Here is a 15556-nt window from a genome sequence, read left to right on the forward strand (position 1 = left end):
ATAGTATACTGTATGCCCATACAGTTCAGGCATCGCGATGGAACTTACCGACAAGCTAGAAATCCTGGCCGACGCCGCGAAATACGATGCGTCCTGCGCCAGCAGTGGCGCGCCGAAACGCTCGTCCGAGGACAAGGACGGGTTCGGCGCCACCACCGGCATGGGCATCTGCCACAGCTACACGCCCGACGGCCGCTGCGTCTCGCTGCTCAAGATCCTGCTCACCAATTTCTGCATTTACGACTGCCAGTACTGCATCAACCGCCGCAGCTCGAACGTGCCGCGTGCCCGCTTCTCGGTCGAGGAAGTGGTCAAGCTCACCCATGATTTCTACGTCCGCAACTACATCGACGGCCTGTTCCTGAGCTCGGGCATCATCCAGTCGGCCGACTACACCATGGAGCAGCTGGTGGCCGTGGCGCGCCAGCTGCGCGAGGTGCACAAGTTCCGCGGCTACATCCACCTCAAGACGATTCCCGATGCCGACCCGCTGCTGATCGAGGAAGCGGGCCGCTGGGCCGACCGCCTGTCCGTCAACATCGAGCTGCCGACCCACGACAGCGTGACCCGCCTGGCGCCGGAAAAGAACGTCCACACCATCAAGCTGGCGATGGGCTCGATCCGCCGCAAGCTGGACGAAAAGGCGGAGGAGCCAAAGGCGCCGAACTTCGCGCCGGCAGGGCAGAGCACCCAGATGATCGTCGGCGCCGACAGCAGCGACGACCACACCATCCTGAACACGGCCGAGACCCTGTACGGCAGCTATAAACTCAAGCGCGTGTACTACTCGGCCTTCAGCCCGATCCCGCAGAGCCCCAAGAGCGTGCCGCTCGCTCCGCCGCCGCTGCTGCGCGAGCACCGCCTGTACCAGGCCGACTTCCTGCTGCGCGGCTATGGCTTCACGGCGGGCGAGCTGATGCCGCAATCCGGCAACCTGTCGCTCGACGTCGACCCAAAGCTCGGCTGGGCCCTGTCCAACCGCGAGCACTTCCCGCTCGACCTGAACCGCGCCGACGAGACCATGATCGCGCGCGTGCCGGGCATCGGCATCCGCAATGCCAAGCGCATCGTCGAGCTGCGCCGCATCCGCCGTATCCGCTGGGAAGACCTGTCGCGCCTGCGCTGCAGCATGAAGAAGCTGGCCCCCTTCATCGTCACCGCCGACTACAGGCCGGCGCAGGACGCGGCCAGCTCCCACATCCTCCGGCGCCACCTGGCCGACGCGCCCGAGCAGATGAACCTGTGGCCGGAACTGCAGGCGGCATGAGCCCTGGCGCCGCCGCGGCAAGCTTCGTCGCCGCCAGCGGCCAGCCGCTGGCGGTGAGCGACTTCGCCGAGTGGCGCGAGGCGGCGCGCGAACTGCTCAAGGCGGGCGTGCCGCCCGAGGCGGTGAGCTGGGGCACGCCTGAGGGAGGCGACCTGTTCTCGGGTGCGCCCCCTGCGGCTGGGCCGGACGATAATGCGGGCAACCCACCATTGCAATCGTCGCAACCGCCGCGACCTGCCAATCCGGGTTCGTCCCCGCGCGTGCCGCGCGCCCTGATGGAGATGCTGCAGAAAGCCGCCTGCTTCCGTGCCCCGGACCGCTGGGCCTTCCTGTACCGCGTCCTGTGGCGCTGGACCCGGGGCGAGCACGACGTGCAGTCGCCCGCCGACCCGGACGGCAGCCGCCTGCACGGCATGGTCAAGGCGGTGCGCCGCGAGGAGCACGACATGCATGCCTACATCCGATTCCGCGAGCGTCCCATCGATGCCGGCCCGCCGCGCTTCGTGGCCTGGTTCGAGCCGCGCCACGACGTGCTGCCGCAGGTGGCCCAGCATTTCGTGGCCCGCATGGGCAAGGTCAGCTGGATGATCGCCACGCCCGACGCCAGCGTGCTGTGGGACGGGAATACCCTGCACAATACCGGACCCCTGATGTCGAGCGCGGCCGACCTCGACGACGCCGGCGAAGCGCTCTGGCTCACTTATTACCGCAGCATCTTCAACCCGGCGCGCGTCAATGCCCAGCTGATGCAGAGCCACATCCCGTCGCGCTTCTGGAAGAACCTGCCGGAAGGCGCCATCGTGCCTTCCCTGGTCAGCCAGGCCGAACTCGGCGCCCGCAAGATCGGCCAGGTACAGGCGGTGGGGCGGCGCAGCGGCGCCACCATCCCGATCAGCGCCGAGGCGGCGCAGCCGGACCGCGAGCAGCCGTCCAAGCTGGACGAGTGCCGGCGCTGCGAGCTGTGGCAGTACGCCACCCAGGCGGTGGGAAGGGAAGGCTCGAAGCGTTCGCCGATCATGATCGTGGGCGAGCAACCGGGCGACCAGGAAGACCTGGCCGGCAAGCCCTTCGTCGGCCCGGCCGGCAAGCTGCTCGACCGCGTGTTCGCAGAAGCCCAGGTCGACCGCAAGGCCATCTACCTCACCAACGCCGTCAAGCATTTCAAATGGGAGCCGCGCGGCAAACGCCGCCTGCACAAGACCCCGGCCCAGCGCGAGGTCGAGGCCTGCCACTACTGGCTGGAAAAGGAACTGGCGGCGGTCAAGCCGAAGGTCATCGTGGCGATGGGCTCCACGGCGCTGAAGTCCGTCATGCGCAAGGGCACGGTGACCCTGAAGGACTTCCTTGGCAAGCCGGTGCGGGTGGATGGCTGCTGGGTGGTGACCATCTACCACCCTTCCTACGTGCTGCGGGTGCCGGATGAAGCGTCCAAGCACGAAGCCTTTTCGGTGATGGTGAAGGGTTTGAAGCTGGCCTACGAGCTGCTCGAGCGGCCGGACGTGCCGGAACCGGAATGAAGCGGCGTCGCATGCATACAAGATGCCGCGCGCATGAAATGCGGGCGCACCCTCATCCTTAAGTATTCGCTCATATTGCAGAGCTAAGCTTGACGGACAACCAACAACAAGGAAGTCCTGATGCTGAAACTCGCGCTTCTGCCCACGCTGTGCCTGGCCCTGTGGGCCGCGCCTTCCTGGGCCCAGTCCACCCCTGCCGAAACCGCGCCTCCTGCGGCAGTCGCCGACGCGCCCGCGCCCGAGCAGATCCTGGTGGTCGGCCAGAAGCCCGGCCCCGGCATGTGGAAGATTTCGAAGGGAGACCATGTGCTGTGGGTGTTCGGAACCTATGCACCGCTGCCAAAGAAAATGGAATGGCGTTCCCAGCAGGTCGAAGCGGTGATCGGGCGCTCGCAGGAATACCTGGCGCCACCGGGCGCCACCGCCTCGCCGGGATTTTTCAAGGGCTTGACCCTGCTGCCGTCCCTGATCGGGATACGCAAGAACCCCGACGGCGCGCAGTTGCGCGACCTCATGCCGCCAGAGGAGTATGCGCGCTGGACGGAACTGAAGACCAAATACATGCCGAACAACAGAGACGCGGAGCGCGAGCGTCCGATATTCGCGGCCCAGGCACTGGCGCGTGCCGCCCGCAAGCAGGCCGACCTGGATAACGACGAAGCCGTGCGTAATCGCATCCAGGAACTGATCAAGAAAAACAAGCTGAAAACGACGAACTCGGTCGTCGACCTGCCAATGGACAATGCGGGGGCCATGCTCAAGAATTTCAAGAAGACGCCGCTCAACGACGTCGCCTGCCTGTCTAAAACCATGGCTACGCTCGAGACCGACATTGCCGAGGCTAGCGCACGTGCAAATGCCTGGGCCAGGGGCAACCTGGACGAGATGCGCAAGCTCGATTTCGTCGAGCGCGAGCAAGCCTGTTTCAGCAGCGTCTTCGACAGCGCGGTATTCGACAACGAGCCTGCATTCAGGAACATGCGCTCGCTGATGCGACAAAAGTGGCTAGCCGCGGCAGAAAATGCGCTCGCCACCAATACGTCTACTTTTGCGCTCATGACGATCAAGGACATCCTCGATCCGAACGGCGTGATTCCGGCGCTGGCGGCGAAGGGCTACCGGGTTGAAGAGCCGGACTGAGGACCAGCCTGTTTGATGCAGTGCCAGACTATTCGATCAGGAAGAAAGCTGTCGTGACGTGATTCTGAGCAGGGCCGCGGTGCGCAAGGACCGGAACTTCCAGTCGGTACGCCCGCGCTTGAAGCCGCTGTGGGTGACTTCCGTGGAAAGCGCGCTGAAACGCAATGCCTTGACCTTCGCGCTATTGCCGATCAGGGATATCTTCGATCCGAAGGGCATGGTGGCGGCACTCGCAGCCAGGGCTATACGGTCGAGCAGTCGGGTGAAGCGCCGGGTACAGGTTGTCGAAAAGCTTTACAGTGAAACAAGATGAAGCAGATGCAGAAAATATAGCACCGGCTAAATCTTTGTTTCTAAATGTTAATTTCTTTTAGTAAATTGCGGGCACGGTTTTTGCTCGATATCCTGCATTAATGCTTAAGGAGATTCAATGAACACCGTATCCCGTCTTACCCTGACCCTGCTGCTGGGCGCCATGTCGGCCTTCGCTACCGCCGGCCCCATCACCCCGGAGTTCTCGGTTTTCGGTCCGCTGCCGCAAGCGACCTATGGCGGCTCGGGCATTCCCAACGATGCTAGCGCCATTACTTTCCGTGAAGGCTTCCTGTTGGGGCTGACGGCACACCAGCGTTTCAGCGGTCCCAACCTGGAAAATGACGAGCAGGGCACCTTCTTCGCCAACCCGGGTACTACGACCTCGCCTAGCGGCCTGAATGGCTCGACCTGGAACATCGGCTATTACATCCAGGTCGACCAGGACTCGATCGAGGATAGCGGCCTGACTTTCAAGCTCCTGTACGACTTCGATGCCGGCACCGATACCGACGAGGCGCAACTGGGCGTGCTCAACCTGAGCGCGATCTTCCCGTTCGGCGCAGGCGGTTCGGCAGCCGCTACCAAGCAGGATTCCCAGAACCTGCTGTTCGGCTACCTGGCCACGCCTTCCTTCTTCGTGGCGCCGCCGCCGGGCGCGTTCAACCCGAACGCCAACGGTCAGTACAGCTTCGCGCTGGTCGCGTATAACGGCCAGGGCGATGAACTGGGACGCAGCGCCATCAATGTGCAAGTCGGTGCGCAATCGGCCGACGTGCCGGAACCAGGCGTCTTCGCGCTGCTCGGTCTCGGCGCCGCCGGCCTAGCCGCCGCACGCCGTCGCAAGCAGCAGGCCTGAGCGATCCCTTCGGCTTGCCCGCGCGGCGTTTCAGGCCGTGCGGGCTTGAGAATTTGTCAAACAAGCGATATGCCGCGTAGAATGCGAATTCACGCGGGTGTAGCTCAATGGTAGAGCAGAAGCTTCCCAAGCTTACGACGAGGGTTCGATTCCCTTCACCCGCTCCAGTCCCCCTCTTCCCCGACCTGATTCCTTCATGCCGACACACCAGTTGCGCGCACTGCTGCAGCGTACGTGCGGCTGACCGGCACCTCCAGCCCATTGTGCAGCGTGAGCGACAGGCGCCCCTTGTCGCGGCCGAGCGAGCGCACCGCGCCATGCGCCACCCACCAGCTGCGGTGCACCTGCAGGCCGGCGCTGTCGCCCAGTTCGGCCAGCGCGTCGGCAAAGCGCATCAGGATCAGGTCCGAGCCGGCGGCCGTGATGATGCGCAGGTAGTGGTCTTCGGCGCTCAAGGCCAGCAATTCCTGGCCGAGGTGCGGAGGGATGCGCCGGTAAAAGGCAGGGGTGGCCTCAGGAACAGCTACCGGTGCGGGTGAATCCGCCTGCTCCCGACGTAGCAGCAGGGCCGACAGCGAAGGCTGCAGCCGGGTCAGGAACAGCAGCATCACCAGCTGGATCAGCGCGACGCAGCCGTACACGCGGGGGAAGACCGACAGCGGCACCGAATGCGCCAGCCGCGTCACTGATTCGACCCAGGCCACCGCCAGCGTGGTCGGCACGCTGGATACCAGGGTCACGGCCATCAGGGTCCAGCGGTGGGGCAGGCCGGGCCGCAGGCTCGCCACCGCATGCGCGGCCAGCAGGATGTTCAGGTAGCCGACCAGCACCAGGCCGATCCAGTAGGCATAGCGTACCGGCACGCTCAGGTCGGTATAGGTGCCGAAGGGGCCGAGCACCGCAAGGCACAGCGCCAGGCCGAAGACGCTTGCCAACTGGGTGAGCAGGGGCGGATTCATTTCACGCTTCGTGAACGGCATGCGGGTGCAACTCGCGAAAAAGGGGTGTCGATCGGCGCAACCATGCTGGCCGGGGCAGGGCACGGTCAATACAGTGGGCATTCTAACCGCAAGCGCCGGGCCTGCCGAGACCCGGGCTTGCGGCCCATCGACCTATTGGAGAATCCATGAAACGCTTGTTGAGTATGCATGCCTGCGCCCTCGTGCTGGTGTCCGTCGCCGTCCTGCCGGTGCAGGCCGCCGGCCCCGCCCTTGCCGCCGTCCCGTCGGCCCCATCCGGCGGGATCGCCAACGTGATGACGGCGCTGGCCGACCGGTCCGACGCTGTCTGGAACCGGCGCGATGCCGCCGCAATGGCGGCGCTGTATGCGCTTGACGCCACGACGACCATCGGCCGCGATATCCGGCTCAAGGGCCGGCCGGAGATCCTGGCCCATTTCACGCGTTCCTTTGCCGGTCTGCCGGCGGGGATGACGCACCGGACGGTCGTGCAGCGCATCGAGCCGCTGGGAGACATGTTCGCCGTCGACTCCCAGGTAGCGATCGAGATGCCGGACGGCGCCGGGGGCAAGCGCGTGCTGCGCGAGTTCTTTACCTTTGCGCTGGTGCGCCCGGTGGCCGGCGGTTGGGAATTCCTCGCGGTGCGCGCCACGCCGCTGGGCGCCGCGCCCAGGGCTTAACCGGGTGGCAGGCGCCGGCGCATCAGCCACACCCGGCTGCCCTGGCTAGGTGCCAGGCTGCTGTTGACCAGCGCGACCAGCCTGTCGCCGGCCGCCAGCTTCCTGCCGAGCAGGCCTTGCTGGCTGCCGTTGCGTCCCGCGTCCGCGCTGCCCGGGACGGCAAGGGGAGGGGTGAAACCGCTTCCCGCATCGACCGTGTAGCGCAGGCCGTGCGGCGGTGTGTCCCAGGCGACGTGCAGCCTGTCATCCGCGTCGAGCGCCAGCTGCGGGGCGCCGACCCCTTCGCCGGGCGCGGACAGCGTCCGCGGCGGGCCGAATACCAGGTCGCTGCCGGCGCGCGCGTAGCGGATCCTTGCCTGGCCCTTGCCAGCCCCCTCCAGGTAGACCAGGTGCAGCCTGCCGGCCCGGTCCAGCGCCAGGCGCGGCGCATCGGCACGGGCTCCGGGCGCGCCGACCAGCACCGGCTTCCCATCCTCACGCGCGACGCGGATGTCGGCATCTGCATCCTCGCCGACGGTCCAGGCCAGGTAGACGTGGCCATCGGCGCCGACAGCCAATGCCGGCGCCCGCGCCGGACGGGCCGCGTCGCCGGCGATGCGCCGCGGCGCGCCGAAGCTGCGTCCGCCGTCGGGCGAACGCGCCAGCCACAGGCTGCCCTCGTAGTCGGTCCAGGCCCCGTGGACAGCACCACCGGGATGCGCCACGATGTCCAGGCTGCCGTTCGACCAGGTGGCACGGTCGAGCCGCCCCTTGCCGTCGCCGGCACGCGAGGCCGACAGGTTCACGGGGCGCGAGAAACTGCGCCCCCCATCCAGGGAGCGCGCATAGAGGATGTCGCCGCCGTGCGAGCCGCCCGAGAAGATGATCTCCTGCCAGAGCAGGTGCAAGGTGTCCGCTCCACTCGTGGCAATGCGCGGCATCCAGGAGAAGGTGTCCGGACTGCGCGAGACGTCCACCGGGGCCGACAAGGCCCGGCCATCGGCGCCGCGCAGCTGCAGCAACACCTCCTTGCGGCGCTGGTCGGCCCAGGCGACGGCGAGCTTGCCGTCCGGCGTGAAGGCGACGGTGCCGTCGTCCACGTAGTCGTAGCGCGAATCGTTCTGGCGCCAGGGGCCTTTGGTTCCGCCGCCGGCGGCGATCTCCACGACCGGCAGCCAGGCGTCCGCCCAGGAAGAAGCGGGAACGGGTACGCAGGCGAGCAGCAAGGCGGCAAGGGGATGACAACGCATGGGACGAGCCCTCCGGCTGGTGCGCCGCGTGGAACGGCGGCGCGCTATGCTCGCATCCTAGTCCTGCTATCCGACAAGGAGCGCCCGCATGCCCCACGTGTCCCGCTCGCGCCGCCGCCTGCTTGCTTCGCTGCTGGCGTTGCCCGCGCTACCTCATCTTGCCCACGCACAGGGCCCCTTGCTCACGCGCGCGATTCCCTCGTCCGGCGAGCAGATCCCGCTGGTCGGCCTGGGCAGCTGGATCACCTTCAACGTCGGGCGCGACCCCGGCGCGCGCGCCGAATGCGGCGAGGTGATGCGCCAGTTCTTCGCCGGCGGCGGACGGCTGATCGATTCCTCGCCCATGTACGGCTCGGCCCAGGACGTGATCGGCGAAGCCATCGCCAGGCTCAAGCCCGGGCGGCTGTTCGCGGCCGACAAGGTGTGGATCGGCGAAGGCGCGCAGGGCCCGGCCCAGCTTGAAGCCTCGCGCCGCCTGTGGCGGATTCCGCGCTTCGACCTGCTGCAGGTGCATAACCTGCTGGCCTGGGAAGCCCACCTGCCGATGCTGCTGCGGATGAAGCGCGAGGGCAAGCTGCGCTACGTCGGCATCACGACGTCCGAAGGGCGGCGCCATGGCGAGATCGAGAAAATCATGGCCAGCCAGCCGATCGACTTCGTGCAGATCTCCTACAACCCGCTCGACCGCGAGGTGGAGCAGCGCATCCTGCCGCTGGCGCGCGAGCGCCGCATCGGCGTGATCGTCAATCGGCCGTTCCGCCAGGGCGACCTGACGCAGGCGCTGGCGGGCAAGCGCCTGCCCGGCTGGGCTGCCGACATCGGCTGCCGCAGCTGGGCCCAGGCTCTGCTCAAGTTCATCATCGCGCACCCGGCGGTAACCTGCGCCATTCCTGCTACGTCGAGCGTGGTCCACGTGCGCGAGAACCTGCTGGCGGCGACCGGACCGCTGCCGGACGAGGCGCTGCGCCGCCGCATCGTCCAGGATGTCGAAAGGCTGTCATGAGCGAGTGGTGGACCTATTCGCTGTCGGACTTCCTGATGTTCTCGGCACGGACCTATTACCGCCAGTTCGAACTGATGAATCGCGAGTGGTGGCCGCTGCACCTGCTGGCTCTGGGTGCGGGGGCCGCGATCCTGGCCTGCATGCTGCGTCCGCGCAGCGCCGGTGCCAGGATCGCGTTTGCGCTGCTGGCCCTGGCCTGGCTGTGGACCGGCTGGGCCTACCACCTGGAGCGCTATGCCGATATCAACACCGGCGCCCCGTATTTTGCGGCCGGATTCCTGGTGCAGGCGCTGCTGCTGGCATGGGCGGCGCTGAAGTACGGGAGCAGGGTCCCGGCCGCCGGGCTGCCCGCAGGATTCGGATCGCTCTGCATGCTGCTGGCGCTGGCCTATCCCGTGCTGGCTGCGTTGGCCGGACGCAGCTGGTGGCAGGCCGAGACCTTCGCTATCGCGCCCGATCCCACCGCGCTGGCCACATTCGGCGCCCTGCTGTGCTGGCGCGCGCCATGGCTGCTCTGGGTGTTGCCGCTGTTGTGGTGCGCGGTGAGCAGCGCCACACTGGCCGAACTCCATGTGCGGACGGCCTGGATGCCGCTGGCGGGCGGTCTGCTGGCACTGGCAGCGGGCATCTGGTCCAGTGCCGTGAGAAAGCGTGCGTTTTCGGTCTGAATGCCGCGCTATCATGACCGCTACCTCGAGAAGGGCCACCCCATGACGCCACGTCGCACGCCATTGCTGCTGGTTTTCTCTGCCGTTCTCGCCCTGCCGGGAATGGCCGCCGCCGCGACCATCGACTGCACCCTGGCGCGCAGCGACATCGAGCAGGCGATCTGCGCGCATCAGGACTTGCTGGCAAAGGACCGGGCCATCTCGCAGCGCCTGGCCACGCTCGGGCAGCAATGCCCGGCCAACAAGGCGCTGCTGGCGCAGGGACAAACGTTCTGGTTACGCGAGCGCTGGGATTGCCGCAATGGTGAAGGCGCGCTGGGTCCCAGCGGCAAGCTGGCCGCCTGCCTGGGTGAGCGCATGGATAAGCGCTTGCACGACCTGGGCGCGGTCAGGCAGGGATGCGATTTTTCGTCGCTGGCGGGCACCTACCGCTTCGTCGACCCCGGCTATCTGCGCCAGTTCAGCCGTGCCTATGTCGGCAAGCCGGTCGCGGTATTCGGCTGGATGGATCTGGGCGCCTGCCACGACAGGACCGGCCCGCGCACCGTGGCCGAGCTGGTCGGTCAACCGGGGAAGACCCGCTTCCCTGTTCGGTTCAGCAGCATGCCCGACCAGGAAAAGGACTTCCTGTGTGCCCAGCAGCCTGCGGGGCACTGGCAGGGCGTGGTGAAGGACGACGGGCAAGGCGCCTATCTGTACCTGACAGATATCCTCGGCCAGAAGCTGGCCCCCTGAGCCAGCAAGCGCTCAGGCGCTCAGCAGGTCGCCGCTGCGGAAGGACTCGGTCCCGGCGATCTTGCAGACGTGCATGCCACGCAGCAGGTGGCGGTGCGCCGTGCTGGCGAACAGCAGCCCGGGGTGCCCAGCCGAGAGGGTCGTCACCTGGCCGCTGACCGGGTTGACGATGTCGGCCACTGGTTCGCCCGCTTCGACCAGCTCGCCCAGCCGCTTGTGAAACACCAGCACGCCCGCATGGGGCGCCGACAGGGGTTCGACCGCGTTCAGGGGCGTCGCCCGGCACGGGGTTTCCGGCAGCGGCGCCAGCTCGATGTCGAGCACGCCGGAGTGGCCCAGGTACTGGAGCAGGGCAGCCGCGTCCAGGCGCGCGTAGTCGTAGCGCACGTCGTTCTCGCCGCGCAGCTCGACCGTGACGGCGGCGCAGGCGGGCGGGATCGCGGTTCCCTCGAAATGGTCGGCCAGGTCCCACCACAGGCGGCTGCAGGCTTCATCGAAAGCTTCGCCGCCCGAGGCCTTGGCCACCAGCAGCACGCGCGCGCCCAGCAGGGCGGTCAGCGGCGCCACCGTCTCGACCAGCGGGGTGCCGGTGTACATGTGCAGCAGCGCCTCGTTATCGCAGTGCAGGTCGAGCACGATGTCGGCGTCGATCGCCATCGAGAGCAGGGTCTTCTTCAGGGTCTCGGTGTCGTCCTTCGGTTCCCAGCTGGCGACATGCTTGCGTGCTTCCTCGCGGATCAAGGCGACGTTGGCGTCGATATCGCTGCCGAGCCGGCCCTCGAGCGACTTCTTCAGCTCGTCGGCGACGTGCTTGTAGGCGCGGTTGAAGTTGGTGCCCGACTTGAGGTCGTAGCGTCCGAAGGGCGTGCCGTGCACGACCTGGGACAGCCCGATCGGGTTGGCGGCCGGGACCAGGATGACTTCGCCCTTGATCCGGCCTTCGGCCTCGAGGCGTTCCAGTTCCTGGCGCAGCACGTGCGCCACCAGCATCGCCGGCACCTCGTCGGCATGGACGGCGGCCTGGATATAGACCTTCTTGCCGCTGCCCGGACTGCCGTAGTGGAACGAGGTCAGGTGGGCGGTGGCGACGTTCTCGTCGACGGCGATCGGGTGTTTCAGGGAATGCATGGAAGGGCTCCGGTACGCGGCAGTGGCGAAAGCACGATTATGCGCGATTCTGCTGACGGACTTCGCACGCGCCGCCTGGGCTATAATGACAGCCGTTTTTTTCCCTCATTACCGATCCCCATGTCTGAAGAAAAGCCTACCAACGGCCCGGCGCGTTCCATGCTGTACGACCCGACCGAACACCGCATCCGCAGCTTCGTCACGCGGGCCGGCCGGCTGTCGACCGCGCAGGCGCGCGCGCTGGAGGAGCTCGGTCCCCAATACCTGATCGACTACAGGAAGGAATTCCTCGACCTGGAGCAGGCCTTTGGCCGCAAGGCGCCGGTGATCCTGGAGATCGGCTTCGGCATGGGCGACACCACCGCGCACATCGCGCGCCTGATGCCGGAAAAGGATTTCATCGGCGTCGAAGTGCACACGCCGGGCGTGGGCAGCCTGCTCAAGCAGATCGGCGAGCAGGGCATCACCAACCTGCGCCTGATCCAGCACGACGTGGTCGAGGTATTGAACCACATGATCGCGGACGGTTCGCTCGCCGGCGTGCACGTGTTCTTCCCGGACCCGTGGCACAAGGCGCGCCACAACAAGCGCCGCCTGATCCAGTCGCCCTTCGTGAAGGTCCTGTGCGACAAGCTGGCCCCCGGCGGCTACATCCACTGCGCCACCGACTGGGAAGACTACGCGGTGCAGATGCTGGAAGTGCTGGGCAACGAGCCCCTGCTCCAGAACACGGCCGAAGGCTATGCGCCGCAGCCGGCATACCGGCCGCTGACCAAGTTCGAGAACCGTGGCCTGAAACTCGGCCACGGGGTCTGGGACCTGGTGTTCACCAAGAAGTAAAGCTAACGCGCCGCAGGGCGCGTTTTTTCATTGGGCGCCGTGCGGACGGCGCGCGTACAGCCCGAAATACACGATCACGGCATAGCACACGGCCGGCACGATCAGCGACATCTTCAGCCCCGCCATGTCGGCCGCGAAGCCCATGAGCAGGGGCACGATGGCCCCACCCACGATCGCCACGCAGATCACGCCCGAACCTTCCGCCGTGCGCGCACCCAGGCCTTCGCAAGCCAGCGTGAAGATGGTCGGGAACATGATCGAGTTGAACAGGCCGATGGCCAGCAGCGACCAGCCGGATACGGCGCCGGTGGTGTTCGCGGACACCAGCAGCAGCGTGATCGTCACCGCTGCCGCGAAAGCGAGCACTTTCCCTGGCGAGAACATGCGCAGCAGCGCCGCGCCGATGAAGCGGCCGACCATCGCGCCGCCCCAGTACAGCGGCACGTGCTTGCCGGCTTCCTCCGCCCCCAGCCCCATCACGTGCGACTCCATCAGGTAGTTCACGATGACCGAGCCGATCGCCACTTCGGCGCCGACGTACAGGAAGATGCACAGCGCGCCGAGCGCAAAGCGCGGCTGCTTGAGCAGGTCGAAGGCGTGCAGGATGTTTTCCGAGGGCGCCGCTGTTTCCACCAGCTTGCGGCGGTTGATCCACACCGCGCCGCCCAGCAGCGCCAGCGCGATCGCCAGGCCGATGTAGGTGTTCACGACGACACGCGTTTCTTCCTGGCGGTAGGCGTCGAGCGCTGCGCCGCTCAAGGTCGAAACGTCGACCGTCGCCAGCGAACCCAGGATCAGGATTGCGCCGACGTAGGGGAAGACCGTGGTGCCGAGCGAATTGAAAGCCTGGGCAAAGGTCAGGCGGCTGGACGCCGTCTGCGGCTTGCCCAGCATCGAGATCAAGGGGTTGGCCACCACCTGCACGATGGTGATGCCCGAGGCCAGCACGAACAGCGCCAGCAGGAAGGTAATGAACATGCCCGAGTACGAGGCCGGGATGAACAGCAGGCAGCCGGCCGCCATCGTCAGGAGGCCCACCACGGCCGAACGCATGTAGCCGATGCGCTGCACGATGGCGGCGGCCGGAATCGAGACGAAGAAGTAGGCGGCGAAGAAGGCCGACTGCACCAGCATCGCCTGGGCGTAGCTGAGCGTGAACAGGTCCTTCAGCTTGGGGATGATGACGTCGTTCAGGCTGGTGATGCCGCCGAAGACGAAGAACAGGGCGAACACGAAGGTCTGCAGGCTGGCCGCATTCTGCGGGACCTGGGCCTGGGCGCCGTCCTTGGAAGGCGCGGCGGTGGTGCTGGTGGGAGTGGGGATGGACATGGTGTCTGAGGTTGAACGGATTCAACCTTAGACCTTACATCATCTCATTGATGATGGCGACAATTTCATCGCCGTAGGACACCAGCTTCTTTTCGCCGACGCCGGACACCCCGCGCAATGCGTCGATCGAAGACGGCTTGACCTTGGCGATCTCGCGCAGGGTGGCGTCCTGGAATACCACGTAGGCCGGCACGCCGTGCTCGCGCGCGGTGCCCATGCGCCAGGAGCGAAGGCGCTCGAAGATCTGCTGCTCGGAACGCGACAGTTCCATTTCCTCGTAGCCGCCGCTGCGCGAGGACGAGGGGCGCTTGGCCTTGACCGGCTTCTGGTACTGGCGCAGCTGCACCTTCTGCTCGCCCTTGAGTACGGGACGGGCGGCGTCGGTGAGCTTGAGCGAGCTGAAGGCGTCGTGGTCCACGGTGACGAAGCCGAGCGCGATCGCCTGGCGCACGATGGCGCGCCATTCCTGCTCGGAGCGGTCGGCGCCGACGCCGTAGACGGTCAGCTTGTCGTGGTGCCACTGGGTGATGCGTTCCGTCTGCGCGCCGCGCAGCACGTCGATCACATGGCCGGCGGCGAAGCGCTGGTCGACCCGGTAGATCGCCGACAGCAGCTTTTGCATCGGCACCGTGCCGTCCACCTGGATCGGCGGGATCAGGCAGGTATCGCAGTTGCCGCAGGGGCCGGAGCGCTCGCCGAAGTAGTCGAGCAGGCGCATGCGCCGGCAGCTCAGCGTCTCGCACAGGCCCAGCATGGCGTCGAGCTTCATCGACAGCACGCGCTTGAAGGTCTCGTCGGCCTCGGATTCGTCGATCATCCGGCGCTGCAGCACCACATCCTGCAAACCATAGGCCATCCAGGCGCTGGCCGGCATGCCGTCGCGGCCGGCGCGGCCGGTCTCCTGGTAGTAGCCCTCGATGCTCTTCGGGAGGTCGAGGTGGCAGACGTAGCGCACGTCCGGCTTGTCGATGCCCATGCCGAAAGCGATGGTGGCCACCATCACGATATTGTCTTCGCGGAGGAAGCGCGACTGGTTGGCGGCGCGCACGCTGTGCTCCATGCCGGCGTGGTAGGGCAGGGCGCGAATGCCGTGCTGGCACAGGAAGTCGGCGGTCTCCTCGACTTTTTTGCGCGACAGGCAGTAGACGATGCCGGAATCCTGCGGGTGTTCGCTGCTGATGAAGTCGATCAGCTGCTTGCGGCCGGTGGTCTTCTCGACAATGGAGTAGCGGATGTTCGGGCGGTCGAAGGACGACACGAACTGGCGCGCGTCGTCGAGCTGCAGGCGGTGCGCGATCTCGGCGCGGGTCTGCTGGTCGGCGGTGGCGGTGAGGGCGATGCGCGGGATGCCCGGATAGCGCTCGTGCAGCACCGACAGGCGGATGTATTCCGGCCGGAAGTCGTGGCCCCACTGCGACACGCAGTGCGCTTCGTCGATGGCGAACAGCGCGATCGGCGAGGCGTCGATCAGTTCCAGGCAGCGCTGGGTGAGCAGGCGCTCTGGCGCCACGTAGACCAGGTCGATCTCGCCATTGCGCACCAGGCGCTCGATGCGCAGGGTTTCCTCGAAGGTCTGGGTCGAGTTGAGGAAGGCGGCGCGCACGCCGACTTCTTCCAGCGCGTCGACCTGGTCCTGCATCAGTGCGATCAGCGGCGAGATGACCACGCCCACCCCGTCGCGCAGCAGCGCCGGGATCTGGTAGCACAGCGACTTGCCGCCGCCGGTGGGCATCAGGACGAGTGCGTCGCCACCGCTGGCCACGTGCTCGACGATCTCGGCCTGCTGCCCGCGGAAGGCGGGATAGCCGAAGACCGTCTCGAGGACGTGGAGGGCGCGCGCGCCAATGTCGGAAGTCATGCTGAACGTGTTTCTACAGGTTTGCCTGGTGT

The 15556-nt window shown here is 66.6% G+C and carries 15 protein-coding genes and 1 tRNA gene; 10 read left to right on the top strand and 6 right to left on the bottom strand.

All coding sequences use genetic code 11. The features are described from left to right. The first annotated feature begins 37 nt into the window (after positions 1 to 37). From LK542_RS20535 to LK542_RS20545, 3 genes are all read left to right on the top strand, one after another. Positions 38 to 1267 (top strand): putative DNA modification/repair radical SAM protein, encoded by a 1230-nt coding sequence (locus LK542_RS20535; protein ID WP_227813386.1) that lies wholly within the window; start codon positions 38 to 40, stop codon positions 1265 to 1267. After that, entirely contained in the window at positions 1264 to 2784 is a 1521-nt protein-coding gene (locus tag LK542_RS20540) for a UdgX family uracil-DNA binding protein (protein WP_227813387.1), read from the top strand. Before LK542_RS20535 ends, LK542_RS20540 begins: the two co-directional genes overlap by 4 nt. A gap of 120 nt (positions 2785 to 2904) precedes the next feature. Continuing rightward, positions 2905 to 3924 (top strand): TraB/GumN family protein, encoded by a 1020-nt coding sequence (locus LK542_RS20545; protein ID WP_227813388.1) that lies wholly within the window; start codon positions 2905 to 2907, stop codon positions 3922 to 3924. 36 nt (positions 3925 to 3960) lie between these two features. On the opposite strand, the gene LK542_RS20550 is transcribed toward LK542_RS20545, so the two are convergent. After that, entirely contained in the window at positions 3961 to 4143 is a 183-nt protein-coding gene (locus tag LK542_RS20550) for a hypothetical protein (protein ID WP_227813389.1), read from the bottom strand. 211 nt (positions 4144 to 4354) lie between these two features. On the opposite strand from LK542_RS20550, the gene LK542_RS20555 reads away from it, so the two are divergent. Further along, positions 4355 to 5095, top strand: a complete 741-nt coding sequence (locus tag LK542_RS20555; RefSeq protein WP_227813390.1) for a PEP-CTERM sorting domain-containing protein — start codon at positions 4355 to 4357, stop codon at positions 5093 to 5095. A gap of 93 nt (positions 5096 to 5188) precedes the next feature. Then, positions 5189 to 5262: transfer RNA gene (locus LK542_RS20560), tRNA-Gly, on the top strand. Positions 5263 to 5289: 27 nt separating this feature from the next. On the opposite strand, the gene LK542_RS20565 is transcribed toward LK542_RS20560, so the two are convergent. Next, positions 5290 to 6054 (bottom strand): LytTR family DNA-binding domain-containing protein, encoded by a 765-nt coding sequence (locus tag LK542_RS20565; RefSeq protein WP_227813391.1) that lies wholly within the window; start codon positions 6052 to 6054, stop codon positions 5290 to 5292. 167 nt (positions 6055 to 6221) lie between these two features. Between LK542_RS20565 and LK542_RS20570 the strand changes: the two genes are divergently transcribed. After that, entirely contained in the window at positions 6222 to 6734 is a 513-nt protein-coding gene (locus LK542_RS20570; protein ID WP_227813392.1) for an SgcJ/EcaC family oxidoreductase, read from the top strand. Here the strand turns inward: LK542_RS20570 and LK542_RS20575 are convergent. Beyond that, entirely contained in the window at positions 6731 to 7963 is a 1233-nt protein-coding gene (locus LK542_RS20575) for a sialidase family protein (RefSeq protein ID WP_227813393.1), read from the bottom strand. The two genes, LK542_RS20570 and LK542_RS20575, sit on opposite strands and share 4 nt — an antisense overlap. 88 nt (positions 7964 to 8051) lie before the next feature. On the opposite strand from LK542_RS20575, the gene LK542_RS20580 reads away from it, so the two are divergent. The 3 genes from LK542_RS20580 to LK542_RS20590 are packed head-to-tail and all read left to right on the top strand — an operon-like array spanning position 8052 to position 10369. Continuing rightward, the gene (locus tag LK542_RS20580; protein ID WP_227813394.1) at positions 8052 to 8966 is read left to right on the top strand and encodes an aldo/keto reductase; all 915 of its coding nucleotides are present in this window, start codon (positions 8052 to 8054) and stop codon (positions 8964 to 8966) included. Next, complete coding sequence (locus tag LK542_RS20585; RefSeq protein WP_227813395.1) at positions 8963 to 9634, top strand: DUF6064 family protein; 672 nt, start codon at positions 8963 to 8965, stop codon at positions 9632 to 9634. Before LK542_RS20580 ends, LK542_RS20585 begins: the two co-directional genes overlap by 4 nt. 42 nt (positions 9635 to 9676) lie before the next feature. Further along, positions 9677 to 10369: a lysozyme inhibitor LprI family protein gene (locus LK542_RS20590; protein ID WP_227813396.1), complete on the top strand. Its 693-nt coding sequence runs from the start codon at positions 9677 to 9679 to the stop codon at positions 10367 to 10369. 12 nt (positions 10370 to 10381) lie between these two features. Here the strand turns inward: LK542_RS20590 and LK542_RS20595 are convergent, their stop codons facing one another. Further along, positions 10382 to 11497 (bottom strand): succinylglutamate desuccinylase/aspartoacylase family protein, encoded by a 1116-nt coding sequence (locus LK542_RS20595; protein WP_227813397.1) that lies wholly within the window; start codon positions 11495 to 11497, stop codon positions 10382 to 10384. Between the two features lie 159 nt (positions 11498 to 11656). Here LK542_RS20595 and trmB point away from each other — a divergent pair, with 159 nt between their 5' ends. Beyond that, on the top strand, positions 11657 to 12337 hold the full coding sequence (gene trmB, locus LK542_RS20600) for a tRNA (guanosine(46)-N7)-methyltransferase TrmB (protein WP_227802098.1): 681 nt from the start codon (positions 11657 to 11659) through the stop codon (positions 12335 to 12337). Positions 12338 to 12364: 27 nt separating this feature from the next. Here the strand turns inward: trmB and LK542_RS20605 are convergent, their stop codons facing one another. Continuing rightward, positions 12365 to 13666: a sugar MFS transporter gene (locus LK542_RS20605; protein WP_227813398.1), complete on the bottom strand. Its 1302-nt coding sequence runs from the start codon at positions 13664 to 13666 to the stop codon at positions 12365 to 12367. 34 nt (positions 13667 to 13700) lie between these two features. Then, entirely contained in the window at positions 13701 to 15524 is a 1824-nt protein-coding gene (gene recQ, locus LK542_RS20610) for a DNA helicase RecQ (RefSeq protein WP_227813399.1), read from the bottom strand. Between the last annotated feature and the right edge of the window lie 32 nt (positions 15525 to 15556).

The organism is Massilia sp. IC2-477, assembly GCF_020707265.1.
Classification (GTDB): Bacteria; Pseudomonadota; Gammaproteobacteria; order Burkholderiales; family Burkholderiaceae_D; genus Telluria.

What these genes read in the sequence shown, in the direction of transcription:
- LK542_RS20535 (WP_227813386.1), top strand. Translation starts at nt 38, where the DNA reads ATGGAACTTACCGACAAGCTAGAAATCCTGGCCGACGCCGCGAAATAC.
- LK542_RS20540 (WP_227813387.1), top strand. Translation starts at nt 1,264, where the DNA reads ATGAGCCCTGGCGCCGCCGCGGCAAGCTTCGTCGCCGCCAGCGGCCAG.
- LK542_RS20545 (WP_227813388.1), top strand. Translation starts at nt 2,905, where the DNA reads ATGCTGAAACTCGCGCTTCTGCCCACGCTGTGCCTGGCCCTGTGGGCC.
- LK542_RS20550 (WP_227813389.1), bottom strand. Translation starts at nt 4,143, where the DNA reads ATGCCCTTCGGATCGAAGATATCCCTGATCGGCAATAGCGCGAAGGTC.
- LK542_RS20555 (WP_227813390.1), top strand. Translation starts at nt 4,355, where the DNA reads ATGAACACCGTATCCCGTCTTACCCTGACCCTGCTGCTGGGCGCCATG.
- LK542_RS20565 (WP_227813391.1), bottom strand. Translation starts at nt 6,054, where the DNA reads ATGAATCCGCCCCTGCTCACCCAGTTGGCAAGCGTCTTCGGCCTGGCG.
- LK542_RS20570 (WP_227813392.1), top strand. Translation starts at nt 6,222, where the DNA reads ATGAAACGCTTGTTGAGTATGCATGCCTGCGCCCTCGTGCTGGTGTCC.
- LK542_RS20575 (WP_227813393.1), bottom strand. Translation starts at nt 7,963, where the DNA reads ATGCGTTGTCATCCCCTTGCCGCCTTGCTGCTCGCCTGCGTACCCGTT.
- LK542_RS20580 (WP_227813394.1), top strand. Translation starts at nt 8,052, where the DNA reads ATGCCCCACGTGTCCCGCTCGCGCCGCCGCCTGCTTGCTTCGCTGCTG.
- LK542_RS20585 (WP_227813395.1), top strand. Translation starts at nt 8,963, where the DNA reads ATGAGCGAGTGGTGGACCTATTCGCTGTCGGACTTCCTGATGTTCTCG.
- LK542_RS20590 (WP_227813396.1), top strand. Translation starts at nt 9,677, where the DNA reads ATGACGCCACGTCGCACGCCATTGCTGCTGGTTTTCTCTGCCGTTCTC.
- LK542_RS20595 (WP_227813397.1), bottom strand. Translation starts at nt 11,497, where the DNA reads ATGCATTCCCTGAAACACCCGATCGCCGTCGACGAGAACGTCGCCACC.
- trmB (WP_227802098.1), top strand. Translation starts at nt 11,657, where the DNA reads ATGCTGTACGACCCGACCGAACACCGCATCCGCAGCTTCGTCACGCGG.
- LK542_RS20605 (WP_227813398.1), bottom strand. Translation starts at nt 13,666, where the DNA reads ATGTCCATCCCCACTCCCACCAGCACCACCGCCGCGCCTTCCAAGGAC.
- recQ (WP_227813399.1), bottom strand. Translation starts at nt 15,524, where the DNA reads ATGACTTCCGACATTGGCGCGCGCGCCCTCCACGTCCTCGAGACGGTC.